The 17,100-nt window shown below is 58.6% G+C and carries 17 protein-coding genes and 1 pseudogene; 14 read left to right on the top strand and 4 right to left on the bottom strand.

Annotation, left to right across the window (positions count from 1 at the left end; all coding sequences use genetic code 11):
• Positions 1-119: 119 nt before the first annotated feature.
• Positions 120-434 (top strand): annotated as a pseudogene (locus DW49_RS1000000130625) (AvrPphF family type III effector); the annotation flags it as partial.
• Between the two features lie 60 nt (positions 435-494).
• Here DW49_RS1000000130625 and DW49_RS0120080 read toward each other — a convergent pair.
• Positions 495-1,346, bottom strand: a complete 852-nt coding sequence (locus DW49_RS0120080) for a DUF1460 domain-containing protein (protein WP_024420771.1) — start codon at positions 1,344-1,346, stop codon at positions 495-497.
• 582 nt (positions 1,347-1,928) lie between these two features.
• Positions 1,929-2,456: a type III effector gene (locus DW49_RS1000000132890; RefSeq protein ID WP_229687537.1), complete on the bottom strand. Its 528-nt coding sequence runs from the start codon at positions 2,454-2,456 to the stop codon at positions 1,929-1,931.
• A 163-nt stretch (positions 2,457-2,619) separates the two neighbouring features.
• On the opposite strand from DW49_RS1000000132890, the gene DW49_RS1000000132885 reads away from it, so the two are divergent.
• Entirely contained in the window at positions 2,620-2,823 is a 204-nt protein-coding gene (locus DW49_RS1000000132885) for a hypothetical protein (protein WP_024420770.1), read from the top strand.
• Between the two features lie 429 nt (positions 2,824-3,252).
• Here the strand turns inward: DW49_RS1000000132885 and hrpK1 are convergent, their stop codons facing one another.
• Entirely contained in the window at positions 3,253-5,577 is a 2,325-nt protein-coding gene (gene hrpK1 / locus DW49_RS0120065) for a type III secretion system helper protein HrpK1 (protein WP_005615734.1), read from the bottom strand.
• An 85-nt stretch (positions 5,578-5,662) separates the two neighbouring features.
• Positions 5,663-6,217 carry an RNA polymerase sigma factor HrpL gene (gene hrpL / locus DW49_RS0120060; RefSeq protein ID WP_005615733.1) on the bottom strand — a complete coding sequence of 185 codons (555 nt, stop codon included), beginning with the start codon at positions 6,215-6,217 and terminating at the stop codon, positions 5,663-5,665.
• Positions 6,218-6,460: 243 nt separating this feature from the next.
• Between hrpL and sctW the strand changes: the two genes are divergently transcribed.
• The 12 genes from sctW to sctU are packed head-to-tail and all read left to right on the top strand — an operon-like array spanning position 6,461 to position 16,950.
• Positions 6,461-7,567 carry a type III secretion system gatekeeper subunit SctW gene (sctW, locus tag DW49_RS0120055; RefSeq protein WP_005615731.1) on the top strand — a complete coding sequence of 369 codons (1,107 nt, stop codon included), beginning with the start codon at positions 6,461-6,463 and terminating at the stop codon, positions 7,565-7,567.
• Entirely contained in the window at positions 7,567-9,654 is a 2,088-nt protein-coding gene (gene sctV, locus DW49_RS0120050; RefSeq protein WP_005615730.1) for a type III secretion system export apparatus subunit SctV, read from the top strand. Before sctW ends, sctV begins: the two co-directional genes overlap by 1 nt.
• 33 nt (positions 9,655-9,687) lie before the next feature.
• Positions 9,688-10,680 (top strand): type III secretion system inner membrane ring subunit SctD, encoded by a 993-nt coding sequence (gene sctD / locus DW49_RS0120045; protein WP_024420768.1) that lies wholly within the window; start codon positions 9,688-9,690, stop codon positions 10,678-10,680.
• Positions 10,677-12,026: a type III secretion system ATPase HrcN gene (gene hrcN, locus DW49_RS0120040; protein WP_003375698.1), complete on the top strand. Its 1,350-nt coding sequence runs from the start codon at positions 10,677-10,679 to the stop codon at positions 12,024-12,026. The genes sctD and hrcN overlap by 4 nt, the downstream gene beginning before the upstream one ends.
• A gap of 2 nt (positions 12,027-12,028) precedes the next feature.
• Positions 12,029-12,475, top strand: coding sequence for a hypothetical protein (locus tag DW49_RS0120035; RefSeq protein WP_003375699.1), 447 nt, complete (start codon positions 12,029-12,031; stop codon positions 12,473-12,475).
• Positions 12,476-12,481: 6 nt separating this feature from the next.
• Entirely contained in the window at positions 12,482-13,051 is a 570-nt protein-coding gene (locus DW49_RS0120030) for a flagellar hook-length control protein FliK (protein ID WP_005615725.1), read from the top strand.
• Complete coding sequence (locus DW49_RS0120025; protein ID WP_005615722.1) at positions 13,048-13,764, top strand: type III secretion system protein; 717 nt, start codon at positions 13,048-13,050, stop codon at positions 13,762-13,764. Before DW49_RS0120030 ends, DW49_RS0120025 begins: the two co-directional genes overlap by 4 nt.
• On the top strand, positions 13,754-14,155 hold the full coding sequence (locus DW49_RS0120020) for a FliM/FliN family flagellar motor switch protein (RefSeq protein WP_005615721.1): 402 nt from the start codon (positions 13,754-13,756) through the stop codon (positions 14,153-14,155). Before DW49_RS0120025 ends, DW49_RS0120020 begins: the two co-directional genes overlap by 11 nt.
• Positions 14,152-14,805 carry a type III secretion system export apparatus subunit SctR gene (gene sctR, locus DW49_RS0120015; protein ID WP_003375709.1) on the top strand — a complete coding sequence of 218 codons (654 nt, stop codon included), beginning with the start codon at positions 14,152-14,154 and terminating at the stop codon, positions 14,803-14,805. The genes DW49_RS0120020 and sctR overlap by 4 nt, the downstream gene beginning before the upstream one ends.
• 7 nt (positions 14,806-14,812) lie before the next feature.
• Positions 14,813-15,079, top strand: coding sequence for a type III secretion system export apparatus subunit SctS (sctS, locus tag DW49_RS0120010; protein WP_003375712.1), 267 nt, complete (start codon positions 14,813-14,815; stop codon positions 15,077-15,079).
• Positions 15,080-15,874: a type III secretion system export apparatus subunit SctT gene (gene sctT / locus DW49_RS0120005; RefSeq protein ID WP_005615716.1), complete on the top strand. Its 795-nt coding sequence runs from the start codon at positions 15,080-15,082 to the stop codon at positions 15,872-15,874.
• Entirely contained in the window at positions 15,871-16,950 is a 1,080-nt protein-coding gene (sctU, locus tag DW49_RS0120000) for a type III secretion system export apparatus subunit SctU (RefSeq protein WP_003375716.1), read from the top strand. The genes sctT and sctU overlap by 4 nt, the downstream gene beginning before the upstream one ends.
• Positions 16,951-17,100 lie beyond the last annotated feature (150 nt).

Genomic DNA, 17,100 nt, shown 5'->3' with positions numbered 1-17,100 from the left:
TGGCCAAACTGGATCGTGATGCGTTCTTCAATGCTGAGTTCATGATATGACATAGGTTCACCGTACCGGATTGGTCAGGTGTTGCGCTCAGTTTTTGCCGCCGCCGGGACTTACCACACGAGGCAAGCGCTTACTTTCCGAAAAGCGCCCGCGCGGCGGATCTGAAAGACCCTTCATTGAATGTCATGGCGGGCTCTCTCGCACAAAATGCGATTCGCAGCTACGCCCATGACGACCATGTGGCGGTCAAGATGCGACTGGGCGACTTTCTTGAAAAAGGCGGTAAGGTCTATGCGGACACTTCGTCGGTCATTACCGGCGGAGATGAGGCGAGCCCGCTGATCGTTACATTGCCTAAAGGACAAAAAGTCCCAGTCGAGATTATCACTACCCATAACGACAAGAGTAATAAGAGTAATAAGAGTAGAGGCTGAGCATTTTCGCTGTTTACACAGGGATCGAGCAGAACGCCCCCATGCCAGACACCCGTTAACTCAATTGTCTTTTGCCCTGAAAACAACAATCCCTGGCTTTTTCGATACGTAGTCCAGGAAAGGCAAATCCATCACCTTTCTGTTTTCTTTTCGTGAAGATGCATTTCGCAAGACAGGGCCTTTATCCGTCATGATAAAGAAACCGACATGCGTCACATCCAGCCCGGGAAGCGGGGTGTAAATGCCAATGTAATCACCGGTGCGCAGGTGGCTCACCACCTGACTATCGACAAAGCGGCTCGGGATATAAGTCACACTGCGCTCAACCACAGGCAAACCTGGCAGATAGACTTTACCTTTGGCCCTTTCATTAAGGCGTTTTCTGACACTTACCGCACCGGGGCTTATCTGCGCGGTGATGTCATCCGCCACAGGGTATGCCGTACCGTAAGCCCAATCGGTAAAAAAGTGCTTTCGATTCAAAAAGCCAACATCGCCACCCTTGTAACGAACCTGAACGAGATTCCTCACAAAATCCTGCTGCGATGTTGAACTTCGAAACGCTTCAACGTAATCCAGATAAGCAAAACAATCCAGACCTCTGAAGTCGATGACTAATTGTTCAGGTACATTCGCTGAGCCCACCAACATGGTTGAGCGGTACGGTGTTCCTAAAAACGCTCCTGATATAAGGTCGATCGTTTGACCTTTATCCAGATAATTTTTTTTGGTGCGAGCTTCCAGCACAGCATCCAGTTTTTTTGAGGTGTAGGCATCCAGATTTATTTTAACGGATGTTTTCATCTCTGCCTGGGCACCCTGAATATCACTTCCCGGTGCCGGCCCCGGCCCCGAAACCCCACACCCTACCAACATAGCAAAGGCTAAAGCCAATAGGGTCGTCTTGTGCATCTGATTCACCGTAATTCCAAAGCGTCATCGGATCTGAATTTGGCTCGCGATACGCGAGCAGGCTGCTCTACTCCTTCGATATGCCGTGCCGGTTCGCTCAACTACGGCGCACTATTTACCACGTGTCTTCGTTTGCGTCATCGGCTGCCGGAGGTTGCGAACGTGGCAGGCTTGCGACAACGCCACGAGAAACGGAAGCAGAAGGCAGGTTTCCACCCTACGCAGCGTCGATGAAGCCAGGAGGAAAAAAACCAAACGACTCAACCGCGCTATCTGCATTGCTTTGTTGCCGCTGGCGGCATTGGCTGGCAATGTATTCGCGGACTCATCCTCAGGCTCGGCCTCAGCAGGGGCCGGCAGTGCCCAGAGTGCAGTTGACCAGCGCGCAGCCATCGAGGCCACTACGGAGCGCACAGAACTGTCTTGCTTCCCAGAACGCTATGCCGCTATATGCAAGCCCCCCTACAGTCCCGAAAAACGGGCACGAAACTTCGACAATTCTTGCCCCTGCACTCCTCGCTCATGGCTACAGAACACATTGCACTTGCCTGCAAGAAAAGATTAATTAAGCTCTTTCAGGCTTTACGTATCTCGCTGAGGCGTGCCTTTGCGAGATGCGACCTTCCTGGCTTGTTCAACTACCGTCCGGGCCTGTTCCGCAACCGCTTTTACGCCTTGGGCGCCCAGCGACATTGCAACTCCGGCAGCCTCGATTTCCACCTGCAATGCACGCCGTGGATCGCCATTGTTCAACGTGTCACTTACTCGTCGGGCGAACGCGTCATCAAGCACCGAATTTTCTTGCCGATATCGCCCCCCTGCAACCGGTGAGACTTGCGATTTCTGATCAGCAAGACGTTTCTGCAAACGGCTGGTCGCCTGTGTCAAAGCATTCTCGGCCGTCTCTCGCGTGATCTTGCCTGCTTCAGCAGCAGTTGCAAGCGTGAATGAATCCGTTCGTTCTACCGTACTTCGATCTTTGGCAAACCGACTATCCTCCGCAAAAATGGCAGGACCGTTCGACCACGGATCCATGACAATCGGTGAAGATCCAGCGCTTGAATTGTCCGTCTCAGCCCAGACATGATCTTCCCCGCTTTGCGCAGCCAAATGAATATATTCATCAGCGTTCCGCCCTTTTTCCTGAGCCAGTGCACCATAGTGCGAAGCTCGCTATGCGGGCATGTTCCCCGCAGTTACCTGCGCCAAAAACCTGTCCTGACATGGCAACAAGAACATGCCAGTTCATATCTTCATTTGCAGGCATAGGTTCATGACCCGCAGCCTCGGCATCTTTTCTCAAGCGCCTTGCCGCGACTGTGCGGGCTCCGCTTTCCAGGTTGGAGCGTTGCGCATCCACGTCGATATTGCCCCTGCCGAAAGGCAACGCGCGACGTGCTTCACCCACCGCTTCATCTGCTGGAATCAAACCTTTGATACCGTCTTGATCCAGTGGACGACGGTCAAGCCGACGTAACAGCAAGTAGCCGGGTAATGAAGACGGCATCCCGGACAGTGGCTGCCTTGCAGACGCAACGGGAGGCAACCGTGTTTTGACTGATGAATAAGGGTAGTTCGTACGCACACTGGACGGACGGCCATCAGAGGTCTCTGATGGCGAGACCGGGGTCTGCGGTTGAGTCAATGATGATTGCGCAGTCTTGCCAGCGCTCTCAGTCGATGGCGCGGGCATCGGAATGCTTGGGCCAGCGTTATGTATTTTCATCCTCTACCTCAATGAACTTGAGACTTTCACTCTGCCCACCTGTGCAAGCGCTGAAACACATGTGAAAGCCTCACGTCGGGACGCCGCTTGCCACCGTACTTTTACATCGATATCGATTGTCGCTAGCAGCCTGACCGGTCTGGCAGCATAACGCTGCCCGGGCCCCGGCGTTTCAGCCAATCAATGCGCCTTGGGAATCCCGAACTGATTAAGCACCGGATCAACGTTATGGTCGAACGCCTTCTGCGCCTTATGCTTTTTCACGGCATCGATGATCATGGAAATACCGAAACCTACCGCCAGGGCGCCGTCGATTGCCCAGCCGATCACCGGAATTGCGGCGCCCAGCGCGGCACCTGCGGCAAGGCCGGTGGCTTCACCGGCAACCATGCCGACGGCGCGACCGATCATTTGCCCGCCCAGACGCCCGAGGCCGGCTGAGGCTTCGCGGCCCATCATCTTCGCCCCGGCGTCGATGCCACCTTTGATGGCCGCTGCGCCCATCCTCGTACTGTCGTAAATGGCCTGGGTTGCGCCAAGCTTGTCGCCATGCGCAATCAGGCTGGACACTGACGCAAAGCCCACGATCGAGTTAAGCGCCTTGCCACCGACGCCCGCCTCGGCGAGCTGGGTCAACATGGACGGCCCGCCCTCATCGCTTTTGCCTTCCAGAAGCTTGCGACCTTTTTTGGAGTCTTGCAGCGTACCCAAGGTGCTGTTCATGTAGTTTTCATGCTGATTTTCGGTGAAATCAGGGGGCAGCACGCTGTCGTAAATAGCTTTCTGGTTATCGGCGGTTTGCAGAGACTGGCTGGCATCAGACTTTTTCTGGCCAAGCAGCTGCTTCAGTGCACCGCCTTCGCTGAAGTTGGTCACGTAGGAAGTGGCAATCTTGTCTTGCAGATCGGGTTTGTTTTCAAGCACCTGATCGGTAGTCGGTACTTTGGAATCGGGGAACAGGTCTTTTTGCAGCTGCAGCTGGGCGGACAAACCGCTGATGGCGCCGCTGTAATCGGCATTCGGATTACGCTTGTTGACGGCCTTGTCCGCCTTGTCCATATCAGTCTGCAGCGCCTGACCGCTGTTGACGTTTTTCGTCTGCTCGACGACTGCCTTTTGCAGCGAGGCATCACTGCGGACCAGATTGCGCTCCTGCTCGGGAATGCTTTTATTGAGGTACGCTTGCACGTCAGGATCAGCCTGTAGCTGGGAAATCCGGTCGTTCAAACCCTGCTCGGTCTTCTCGGTGTTGCGCAGGCTGCGCCCGGCGATAACGCTTTGCTGGGTCTGCTGCAACTTGACCATGACAGCCGCTTTCTGCGCACCGCTGTAAGACTTGGGCTTGTCAAATACGTCCTTGTCCAGCTTGCTGATATCAATCCCGGCCACCGCATTGAGCGTCGCGGAATCGCTGAGCATGCTGGCGAACTGGCCGCCGTTGATGGGTGCGCTTTTTTTGATCCATTCACTCAGGTTTTTCGAGTTGAACATCTGATCAGGGCTGTGCGCCGCTTTCTTGCGACCGGACATACCCGCTTCGTCTACCTGACCCAGAAAGCCTGGTTGCGACCAGGTGCTGCAGGACTGTTTGAGCGCTCCGGACAACCCTGGGTTACTTTGTGCCAACCCCTTCAGGTCTTCGGCGTCGACATTACCGTCAACTTTGGTCTTGTCCGCTGCATCCACTGCATGATGTGGGTCGGCAGCAATCGCCAGTGGCATATTGGCTCGCATCACTGCCGCGCTGCGCACCATTTCCAGTGACTGAGGATCAGCGTCGGGGTTGTCCTTGGTGTAGTTGGCCAAGTCCTTGTCGGCACTGTCTGCGGCCTTTTCCATATTTTTTGCGAAGGACTTGAGATCTTTGTTAGTGATCTTGCCATCTGCGTTTCCACCACCCTGAGCAACGTCCACGGCGGTCTTCAACGCCGGGTTGGCGTTGATGAAATCCATGGCCTTGCCGGCATCGGGGCCGTCATCACGCGCCATCCATGCCGCTGCAATCGGGCGATTGAGCTCTTTGGCCGCCTGCTCGCGCTCTTCGGGCGGCAGATGGGCAACCATCGGTTCCCAACGTTTCAGGGCTTCTGGCGAGGAGTATTCGGAATTGTCGAGAAAGGCTGCGTCTGCGGCTTTGGGGGCGTTGGACGCGTCGGTTGCGTCCGTGTTCGTGGGAGCTGCGACCTGTTCAACCGGAGCGGCCGGTGCAGTCGCTTCAGTCGGTGCAGCCTCGGCAGGAGAATCTGCGCAGGGTTGCGGCTGGACCTGATTATTAACATTGGTATTGGCAGCTGCCCCGCCATTGCCCTGGAGCAAAAGAGCCAGGATAGACGACGCTGTCTGCTCGGCGCCTGTCGGCGCGCCTTGCGTGTTGCCGGTCGGCTGACCGAACTGCACGCCGGCTTGCCCACCGCCCGCTTTTGCAATAGGCGACTCAACAGCCAGAGCCAGTTCGCCAGGGGTAGGTTGGTTTACGATAACGAAGGGAGAACTGGATATACGCATGGTGAGTTGCCATCCGAGAGTGAGGGATGGCAACTGTGTGGTTGAGGGTGCGAGTTGGTTCCAGAAAAATGATCGAGATCGCCATTCAGGCGAACGGGTCGATTTGCTGCTTGAGCTGAACCCGCGCGCGGGACAGGCGTGAGCGAACGGTGCCAATCGGCACGCCGAGGCTGTTCGCTGTTTCCTGATAGTTGCCGTCCATCTCCAGCGACACTTCCAGCACTTTTTGCATGTTCGACGGCAGGCAATCAATGGCCTGAATGACTCGCGCCAGTTGCCGATGCCCGTCTACCTGATGGCTGACATCACCGTGCCCTTCCAGCTCGGAGTGCACTTCGTCTTCCCAGCTTTCCTGATACGGCTGACGATACATTTTGCGGAAGTGATTGCGGATCAGGTTAAGCGCGATGCCACACAGCCAGGTCTGCGGTTTGCTGGCGTGCTGAAACTTGTGCTCGTTGCGCAGGGCTTCAAGAAACACGCATTGAAGAATGTCATCCACATCATCAGGGTTCATCACACGCTTCTGGATAAACGCTCTGAGCATCTGAATCTGATCGGCCGTCATTTGGCGAATACCGGCGGACGAAGATGGCTGACGGGGCTGGATTGAGTCGAGGATCACAATCTTCTGAAACATGGGCTTACCCTGATTTAATGGTGTGCAAGCTCTATAGCGATAACCATGCCAGCTTAAAAATAGAAATAAGCAACTGATTTATAAAGATATTTTAAAATGTGAAATCCTTTGTAATACAAAACTTTGCGCAAACCGTTTTTTGCCACAACAGCTTTTGGCACAAAAACATCGGCCGGCTTCGCAAGGGAACTGATCCGGGACCGTGACCCACTCAGCGGACATAACCCGGCTTAGAACTGCCCTATGAAAATCGTCGCTCCGCCTATAATGCGAATACTTCCGGTCGCGCCGACCCGCGTCGTGACGCCTGCTGCGCAGCCACTTCCCAACGCTGATCTGCACAATTCAGGGACTTCGCCACAACAGGTTTCGCGCTTCGCGGCCGCGCTCATCCAGCACAGACGCATCCTCATTCAGCGCGACCTGATCGCCAGCAACAATGCCTTGCAGTCGCGAGCGGTGAAGCTCGGTGAGCTTTATCAACTGCTGATGACCGATCAGGACACCGGGCTGGATAACGCGGCCAGGGTATTGCGCAAAAAGCTCATGCAGGACGACTCGTCCTCAGATCTGAAACAGGTTCTGGATTACACCGACGGTGATGCCGCCAAGGCTCATGTGGTGTTGCAAGCCGCCAGGAAACAGGCCGAAGCCGACGGTGAGATGGGCGAGCATGTGGTCCTGACACAGCAGCTCAAACAACTGCGTCGCAAGTACGGTCCACGTGCTCGCGCCGGGATCAACAGCGCCAAGGCGTTCGCGCGGCCAAATATCGACAACAAGCGTCGAGTCGCCCTGCGCAACCTCTACAGCGTGGCGGTTTCCGGCCAGCCAAACATTACCGGCCTGATCGAAGCACTGCTCGGCGAGCAGCAAGAAGCCGGGCAATTCAACATTGACCTGCGCGATATGCGCACCGCGATCGCTGACGACCTGTCCGCGATGACGCCGTCAGCCTCCCACGAGCAACTGCGCACACTGATGCACGGCCTCAATACGGCACGCCACGTGACCACGCTGCTGAAAGGTTGCGAGCACCTGCTGGGCCGTATGCGCAACAAGAACCCCGACCTGACGGTCGACCCGCCAGCCTTTCTCAAGCACTTGCTGACCCTGACGGCCAATGGAATGAATGTGAACCAGACCCTGCAACTGACTCAACACATTGGTGGCAAGCAGCTCAAGCACCAATTGGCGTTCCTCAACGGGTTGCGCCCCATGCTGCTGCAACTACCGATCCTGCTCTGGCGCGACATGAAAAGCCGCCAGACCGCACTGAGCAATCTGCTCATCCTGATGGCTGAACTCACCACTCAGGAACAAAAGCAGCTCTACGGGGGCCTCGTCTGATGAACCAGATCATCAACTTTCTGAACATGGTCGCCTTGTCGGCCATGCGTCGCTCAGAGGTGGTCGGCGCGTTCTTCGTGATCGCCATCGTATTCATGATGATCACGCCGCTGCCCACCGGGCTGGTCGACGTTCTGATCGCGGTGAACATCTGTATTTCCTGCCTGCTGATCATGCTGGCGATGCACCTGCCAAGGCCGCTGGCATTTTCGACCTTCCCTGCGGTGCTGCTGCTGACCACCATGTTCCGTCTGGCGTTGTCGATCTCGACCACGCGGCTGATTCTGCTCAATCAGGACGCCGGACACATCGTCGAAGCCTTTGGCCAGTTCGTCGTGGGCGGCAACCTGGCAGTAGGCCTGGTGATCTTCCTGATCCTGACGGTGGTCAACTTTCTGGTCATCACCAAGGGCTCGGAACGGGTTGCCGAAGTGGGCGCCCGATTCACGCTGGACGCCATGCCCGGCAAGCAGATGTCCATCGACAGTGACTTGCGGGCTAACCTGATTTCGGTCTACGAAGCACGTAACCGCCGCTCGGAACTGAACAAGGAGAGCCAACTGTTCGGTGCGATGGACGGGGCAATGAAGTTCGTCAACGGCGACGCCATCGCCAGCCTGATCATCGTTGCCATCAACATGATCGGTGGTATTTCCATCGGCGTGGTGCAGCACGGCATGACCGCAGGCGACGCGTTGCAGCTCTATACCGTATTGACCATCGGTGACGGCCTGATCGCGCAGATCCCGGCGCTGCTGATTTCCGTTACCTGCGGCATGATCATCACCCGCGTACCCAACACCGAAGCAGGCGTTGAAGCCAACATCGGCCGCGAAATCGCCGAGCAGATCACCAGCCAGCCCAAGGCCTGGATCATTGCCGCAGTGGCGATGCTCGGCTTCGCGGCGCTGCCGGGGATGCCGACCGGCGTGTTCATCACCATTGCGATCATTTGCGGTGCCGGCGGCATGCTGCAACTGCAACGGGCCAAACCCAAGGCAGAAGAACAAGGCGCCGTTGCGGTAGCGCCGGAGATGAATGGCAAGGAAGACTTGCGCACGTTCTCCCCCTGCCGTCAGTTTGTCCTGCAGTTTCACCCTGGCCAGAACAGCGCGCTGGTCGATGCGCTGGTCAGTGAGATCCGTCAACGACGCAACCGGCTGGTGGTGCAGTTCGGCCTGACGCTGCCCTCCTTCATCATCGAGTACGTGGACCATCTGCAGCCAGACGAATTTCGTTTCACGGTCTACGACGTCCCGATGCTCAAGGCGACCTTTACCCAGACACACGTGGCAGTGGATGTCCGCCAGTTCAACGGGGAGAACGTGCCCGCCGCCATCTCCGGCACCACGGATCGCCAGGAAGATCAGTGGGTATGGCTACCGGCTGAGCAAGGCGGCGAACTGGCCACCGTTAGCTCCATGACCCTGATCACCGAACGCATGGAGCGCGCGCTGCAATCCTGTGGCCCGCAGTTCATCGGCTTGCAGGAAACCAAAGCCATTCTCGGCTGGCTGGAATCGGAGCAGCCTGAGCTTGCTCAGGAAATGCAGCGAGTGCTGACCCTCACACGGTTCTCGGCGGTTTTGCAGCGACTGGCCTCCGAGTGCGTGCCATTGCGAGCGATCCGGGTGATTGCCGAAACGCTGATCGAGCATTGCCAGCACGAGCGCGACACCAACGTGCTGACCGACTATGTGCGAATCGCTCTCAAGTCCCAGATCTACCACCAGTACTGCGGCGCCGATGGCTTGCAGGTGTGGTTGCTGACACCGGAAAGCGAAGGCTTGCTGCGCGACGGCCTGCGCCAGACGCAGACCGAAACGTTTTTTGCCCTGAGCAACGACATCAGCCAGATGCTCGTGCAACAGCTGCATATCGCCTTTCCGTTGCGCGCGCCTGAACAGGCGGTGCTGCTGGTTGCACAGGATCTGCGCAGCCCGCTGCGCACCTTGTTGCGAGAAGAGTTCTATCACGTTCCCGTACTGTCTTTTGCGGAAATCAGCAACGCAGCCAAGGTCAGGGTCATGGGTCGCTTCGACCTTGAAGATGACCTCGAGCCGATGGACAACGAGCATGCCGCTTGAGCCTGTCAGGTTTGAGCATACGGAGATGGTCAGATGTTTGAATTACGCGTACTGAACGGCCAGCACCAGGGCGCAGCACTGCCCCTGGTCGGCGAGCAGTGGTCGATCGGCTCTGCTGAACAGCAGGACTTGGCGCTGGACGATTCTGGCGTTGAAAGCCTGCATTGCCGCCTGCAACGCCTGGACGACAGCTGGACCCTCAACGCTGAAGAGGGCGCAGTGTGCGATGAAGAGGGTCATTCACAGGCCAGCGTGGACCTGACGCTCAACACCGCGTTCATGCTCGGTTCAGTGTGGTTGTGCGTCTCGCCAGCCGGCGATGAGTGGCCGTCGGTTCCGGCCGTCATCCCCAAGCAACGGCAGGCCGAGGCCGAACCGCCGCGTCACGAGGCGCCGCTGGAAAAGGTCAAGTCGCGCTCGCAATTTCTCAACCGCACCACCGGGATAATCGCCGGCTTGCTGGTAGGTGTGATTGGCAGCGCCTGGAGCCTGACACGCCCGGCCGCCATCGTGCTCGACCAAGGCCCGGCGCACATCGCCTCAGCCGTGACAACAGCGCCCGGCATGCCGAACGCCGCGCCCAAAACATCACAACCTGCAGCGAAACCCGCCGGCCCGGCGACCGACAAGCGCGTCCGCCTGGCCAGCATGGAAGCTGTGCGGCATCAGCTCAATACCATGCTCAGCGACCGCATGCTGACGGACGTCAGCGTGGCCGAAACGCCTGAGGGGCTGATGCTCAACGGTCATCTCAAGGAAGAGTCGCTGGTGGTCTATCAGCGCATGCTGCAGCGCTTCAAGGACCGTTATGACTCCCCCGTGACGGTGCTTGATAACGTCGCCAGCGCGCGCAATACACTGCCGTTTGTTGTCGTGCAAATCATGACCGGGCCGCATGCGCATCTGGTGACCGCCGACGGTCGCCGCATGTATGTCGGCGATGAAAAAGACGGCCTGCGCCTGACCAAGATCGACGATCAGCGATTGCAGTTCGATGGCGACCGGCACATTGAGGTGACCTGGTGAACGCCGCGCTGAATCAATGGAAAGATACCCACGCAGCACGCTTGAGCCAGTACTCCGCCGTGCGCGTCAGTGGCCGGGTGAGTGCGGTGCGCGGGATTTTGCTGGAGTGCAAGATACCGGCAGCCAAGGTCGGCGATCTGTGCGAAGTGAGCAAAGCCGATGGCAGTTTTCTGCTGGCTGAAATCGTTGGTTTCACCCAGGAATGCACGCTGCTTAGCGCCCTCGGTGCGCCGGACGGCATTCAGGTCGGTGCGCCGATCCGCCCGCTCGGCATCGCCCATCGAATAGGCGTGGACGACACGTTGCTGGGCTGCGTGCTGGACGGTTTCGGACGGCCGCTGCTCGGTGATTGCCTGGGAGCCTTTGCCGGGCCGGACGATCGCCGCGACACGCTGCCGGTGATTGCCGACGCCTTGCCGCCGACCCAGCGGCCGCGCATCACTCGGTCCTTGCCTACCGGCATACGGGCCATCGACAGTGCCATTCTGCTCGGTGAGGGCCAGCGGGTCGGGCTGTTCGCCGGTGCCGGTTGCGGCAAGACCACGCTGATGGCCGAACTGGCCCGCAACATGGACTGCGACGTCATCGTCTTCGGGCTGATCGGTGAGCGGGGCCGCGAACTGCGCGAGTTTCTCGACCATGAACTGGACGAAACCCTGCGCGCTCGCTCGGTACTGGTTTGTGCCACGTCCGATCGATCCAGTATGGAACGCGCCCGCGCCGCCTTCACGGCAACCGCCATCGCCGAAGCCTTTCGCGCTCGGGGCCAGAAGGTGCTGTTGCTGCTCGACTCCCTGACCCGATTTGCCCGTGCGCAACGGGAAATCGGCATTGCATCGGGCGAACCGCTGGGCCGCGGCGGTCTGCCACCTTCGGTGTACACCTTGCTGCCACGGCTGGTGGAGCGTGCCGGGATGAGCGAGAACGGTTCGATCACCGCGCTTTACACCGTACTGATCGAGCAGGACTCGATGAACGACCCCGTGGCCGATGAAGTGCGCTCGTTGCTCGACGGCCATATCGTGCTGTCGCGCAAGCTGGCCGAGCGCGGCCACTACCCCGCCATCGACGTGTCCGCCAGCATCAGCCGGATCCTCAGCAACGTTACCAATCGCGAGCACCAGCGCGCCAACAATCGTCTGCGCCAGTTGCTGGCGGCCTACAAGCAAGTGGAAATGCTCTTGCGCCTGGGGGAATACCAGGCCGGCGCCGACCCGGTGACCGATTGCGCGGTGCAGCTGAACGACGCGATCAACGCGTTTCTGCGCCAGGACCTGCGTGAGCCGGTGCCCCTGCAGGAAACCCTCGACGGGTTGCTGCGCATTACCTCGCAACTGCCGGAGTAATCATGGACGAAACACTCGAGGAAGACCCGCAACGGGAGGCTCTGGAACAAGTGATCAGCCTGCTGACGCCGCTGCGCCAGCATCGTCAGGCAAGTGCCGAGCGAGCACATCGCCAGGCGCAGGTGGAACTGAAATCAATGCTCGACCACTTATCAGAGACCCGGGCGTCACTGGATCAGGAACGTGACAACCACAAGCGACGTCGCGAGAGCCTGTCGCAGGACCATCTGCAGAAAACCATCAGCCTGAACGATGTCGACCGATGGCATGAGAAAGAGAAAAACATGCTCGACCGCCTGGCCCTTATCCGCCAGGACGTGCAGCAACAGCAATTGCGGGTAGCCGAACAGCAGACGTTGCTTGAACAGAAACGTCTGCAAGCCAAAGCGTCTCAGCGCGCGGTCGAGAAACTCGCCTGCATGGAGGAGACGCTCAACGAAGAAGGTTAAGTGACGATGACCGCACCGATCAAAACCCCGGCCAAAGCGCCACCAGCCCCCCAGCGCTCTGCGCCTGTCGAGCGGCCAGCCACAACTCTCAGTGAAAAACCATTCGGTGAAAAACGCCCTGCATTCGGCGGCTTGGGCCGTGGCGACATACAGGCCAGCCGTTCGGCGCTGAGCAAGGCGCTGCAAGACACCCCGGTGAGTGCCGACGGCATGTTCTTTTCGCAACTGCTGGTGCCGCCCGTAAGTGCCGAACCTGATCAGCAAGGCTTTGGCGGTGGCGGTATAGCCTTTCCGGTGCGCGCAGAACAAGTGCCGACCCAACTGATCGACGAGCTGGCGCAGCGCCTGCCGGATCAGCCTGACGGCCCCCTCAGTTTCACCCTGATGATGCCCAACCTGGGCAGCGTTCGGGTCAACGCCAACAAAACCGAAAACCGCTGGAGCGTGCAGCTGGGCTTTGCCCGTCGCGACGTGCTCAAGCGTCTGAGTGCCCATACAGGTGCGTGCCGCGATTCGCTGTCACAGGCGCTTGGGCAGGACGTTGAGCTGGACATGCATGAAGACCTTTCAGCATGAGCGCCTTGTGCCTGCGCAAGGTCGACCCGCTGCTGGCTCAGGTCTCGCGTGAGCTGGGCGCCGGTCAATGCCTGAGCTTCAGCGCCCAGGGCCAACAGGCAGAGCTGACCTTGCTGCCGCTGATCGCCGCTGACGACACACCTGCCAAGGGCGTTTGGTTGAACTCCGCCGTTGGGGCGCTGTGCCTGAGCGATGCCGAAGCGCTGCTGAGCCTGCTGGGCGATATCCCCCTGACGCTGGGCGGCGAACAGCAAGCCTGGTACTGGCAGTTTTTCAATCAACGCCTGAGCCCGACCATTGCCGATCTGCTGGCCCCGGTCGAGCCGCTGCCCCAGGCGTGTGCAGAGCTTACTGTCGGCTGCCGGATTCAGGTCCGCCTGGCCGATCAACAGATCCATGCCCACCTGCACGCAACGCCCGAGACGCTGCTCACGCTGTTGCGTTCCGCCCCTTGGCAAGCACGGTTGAAACCTCTCGACGAGCGCTGGTCGATCACCACGCCGCTGATCCTTGGCGAGCTATCGCTGACGCTTGAACAACTCGCTTCGCTGCGTCCTGGCGACGTACTGCTGCCCGCCAACTGCCAGTTCGACAGCGCCGGCCAGGGTTTTCTGACCCTGGCGGGACGGCAATGGGCAGCCCAGACCGACAGTCAGGACCAGCATCTTTTATTGCGGCTCAGCCACGAGGAGCACAGCCACCATGAGTACTGAAGATCTGTATCAGGATGATGTCGAAAGTCTCGACGACTACGACGATGAAACGGCTGACCAGGAGCACGAGCAACAGTGGGCCGAGCCGGACGACGAGTCCGACTATGCAGAGGCCGAACCGGATGACGACGAGCAAGAAGAGCAAGAAGAGCAACAAGTACCCTCTGGCCTCGACTCTCTGGCACTGGACCTGACGCTGCGTTGCGGTGAATTGCGCTTGACGCTTGCCGAGTTGCGGCGGCTGGACGCCGGGACCATCCTCGAAGTGGGCGGCGTAGCGCCAGGTTATGCCACCTTGTGCCACGGCGAGCGCGTGGTGGCTGAAGGCGAACTGGTTGATGTCGATGGCCGGCTTGGCTTGCAGATTACCCGGCTGGCGGCTCAGCCATGATCATGGAAGGAGCGAACCCGCTCCTGCTGGCCCTGTTTCTCGGGGCCATGTCGCTGATCCCTTTTCTGCTGATCGTGTGCACCGCATTTCTCAAGATTGCCATGACCCTGCTGATCACCCGCAACGCCATCGGTGTGCAACAGGTGCCACCAAACATGGCGCTGTACGGCATCGCTCTGGCAGCGACCATGTTCGTCATGGCCCCGGTGGCCCATGAAATGCAGCAGCGTGTGCATGACCACCCACTGGAACTTGGCAATACCGAAAAACTGCAAGCCAGCGCCAGAACCGTCATCGAACCGCTGCAACGGTTCATGACGCGTAACACCGACCCGGATGTCGTCGCCCACCTGCTCGACAATACCCAGCGCATGTGGCCCAAGGAGATGGCAGACCAGGCGAGCAAGAACGACTTGCTGCTGGCGATCCCGGCGTTCGTCCTGTCGGAGCTGCAAGCCGGTTTCGAGATCGGTTTTCTGATCTACATCCCGTTCATCGTTATCGACCTGATTGTCTCCAACCTGCTGCTGGCGCTGGGCATGCAGATGGTTTCACCCATGACGCTATCGCTGCCACTCAAGTTGCTGCTGTTTGTCATGGTGTCGGGCTGGTCGCGTCTGCTCGATAGCCTCTTCTATTCGTATATGTGAGGCGGTCATGGAAGCGTTGGCGTTGTTCAAGCAAGGCATGTTTCTGGTGGTGATACTCACCGCCCCGCCGCTGGGCGTTGCGGTGCTGGTGGGGGTAATTACCTCGCTGTTGCAGGCACTCATGCAGATTCAGGATCAGACCCTGCCGTTTGGTATCAAACTGGCGGCAGTGGGCATGACGCTGGCCATGACCGGTCGCTGGATCGGAGTCGAACTGATCCAGTTCATCAACATGGCTTTCGATCTGATTGCCCGCTCTGGAGTCGTCCACTAGATGCCTCTGGACGCGCAGAATTTCTTCGAGCTCATCCTCGGCATGAGCCTGGCAATGGCGCGTCTGGTGCCGTGCATGCTGCTGGTGCCGGCCTTCTGTTTCAAATACCTGAAAGGCCCACTGCGCTATGCCGTAGTGGCGGTGGTAGCAATGATCCCGGCGCCCGGCATCAGCCGCGCACTGACCTCACTCAATGACGACTGGTTTGCCATCGGCGGCCTGCTGCTCAAGGAAGTTGTGCTGGGCACACTGCTTGGGATGCTGCTGTATGCGCCCTTCTGGATGTTCGCCTCGGTGGGCGCTCTGCTCGACAGCCAGCGCGGTGCACTCAGCGGCGGCCAGATAAACCCGTCGCTGGGGCCTGACGCTACGCCGCTGGGCGAGCTGTTTCAGGAAACCCTGGTCATGCTGGTGCTCATTTCAGGCGGTTTGTCTCTGATTACCCAGGTCATCTGGGACAGTTACATGGTCTGGCCGCCCACTTCGTGGTTGCCAGGCATGACCGCGGAAGGCCTGGACGTGTTTCTCGGTCAGTTGAACCAGACCCTGCAACACATGATGCTGTATGCCGCGCCTTTCATCGCGTTGCTTCTGTTGATCGAGGCAGCGCTGGCGATCATCGGGCTGTACGCGCAGCAGCTGAACGTCTCGATTCTGGCCATGCCGGCCAAAAGCATGGCCGGTATCGCCTTTCTGCTGGTCTACCTGCCGACGCTGCTGGAACTGGGCACCGGCGAATTGTCGAAGCTGGCTGATCTCAAGTCGATACTGGGCTTTGTGGTGCAGGTGCCGTGAGCGAAAAAACAGAAAAAGCCACGCCCAAACAGATCCGCGACGCGCGGGAAAAGGGCCAGGTCGGACAAAGCCAGGACCTCGGCAAGCTGCTGGTTCTGCTGGCCGTCAGTGAGGTCACGCTGGGCCTGGCCAATGAAAGCGTGAATCGCCTGCAGGCTTTGCTGGCGCTGACCTTCAAGGGTATTGAACGGCCTTTCATGTCGGCAGTCGAGCTGATCGCCAGCGAAGGGTTGTCCGTGGTACTGAGCTTTACCTTGTGCAGCGTGGGTCTGGCGATGCTTATGCGTTTGATCAGCAGTTGGGTGCAGATCGGCTTTCTCTTCGCGCCCAAGGCGTTGAAGCTCGACATCAAAAAGATCGACCCCTTTTCCCACGCCAAACAGATGTTTTCCGGGCAGAACATCCTCAATCTGTTGCTGAGCATCCTCAAGGCCGTGGCGATCGGAGCGACCTTGTATACCCAGGTCAAGCCGGCATTGGGCACTCTGATCCTGTTGGCCAACAGCGATCTGGCCACTTATCTGCATGCGCTGATCGAGCTGTTTCAGCACGTGCTCAGGGTGATTCTGGGGTTGCTGCTGGTCATCGCCCTGATCGACTTTGCCATGCAGAAGTACTTCCACGCCAAGAAGCTGCGCATGAGCCACGAGGACATCAAGAAGGAATACAAACAGTCCGAGGGCGACCCACACGTCAAAGGCCATCGCCGCCAACTGGCCCATGAAATTCTCAACCAGGAGCCAAGCGCTGCGCCGAAACCGGTGGAAGAAGCCGACATGCTGCTGGTCAACCCGACTCACTATGCGGTGGCGCTTTACTACCGGCCTGGTGAGACGCCCTTGCCGATGATTCACTGCAAGGGCGAGGACGAAGACGCCTTGGCGCTGATTGCGCAGGCGAAGAAAGCGGGCATTCCGGTTGTGCAAAGCATCTGGCTGGCGCGCACGCTGTACAAGGTCAACGTCGGAAAATACATCCCCCGCCCTACCCTGCTGGCCGTCGGTCACATCTACAAAGTGGTCCGCCAGCTGGAAGAGATCACTGACGAAGTGATTCGTATCGACGACGACATGTGAACAACCTCAACTCTTGTTCGCTCCCGCGTCCGGTCTTGAGTACCGCGGTGCTGCGCAGATTTGTGACGCGGAGCGTCACGACAGGCATTCCTACGCTGGAGCGTAAGGAACGATAATCTCAACTATCGTGCGACGCTCTGCGTCCGATCC

It is taken from the genome of Pseudomonas avellanae BPIC 631 (assembly GCF_000444135.1).
In the GTDB taxonomy this organism is placed as follows: Bacteria; Pseudomonadota; Gammaproteobacteria; order Pseudomonadales; family Pseudomonadaceae; genus Aquipseudomonas; species Aquipseudomonas avellanae.
This window is presented reverse-complemented; position numbering and strand designations above follow the sequence as displayed.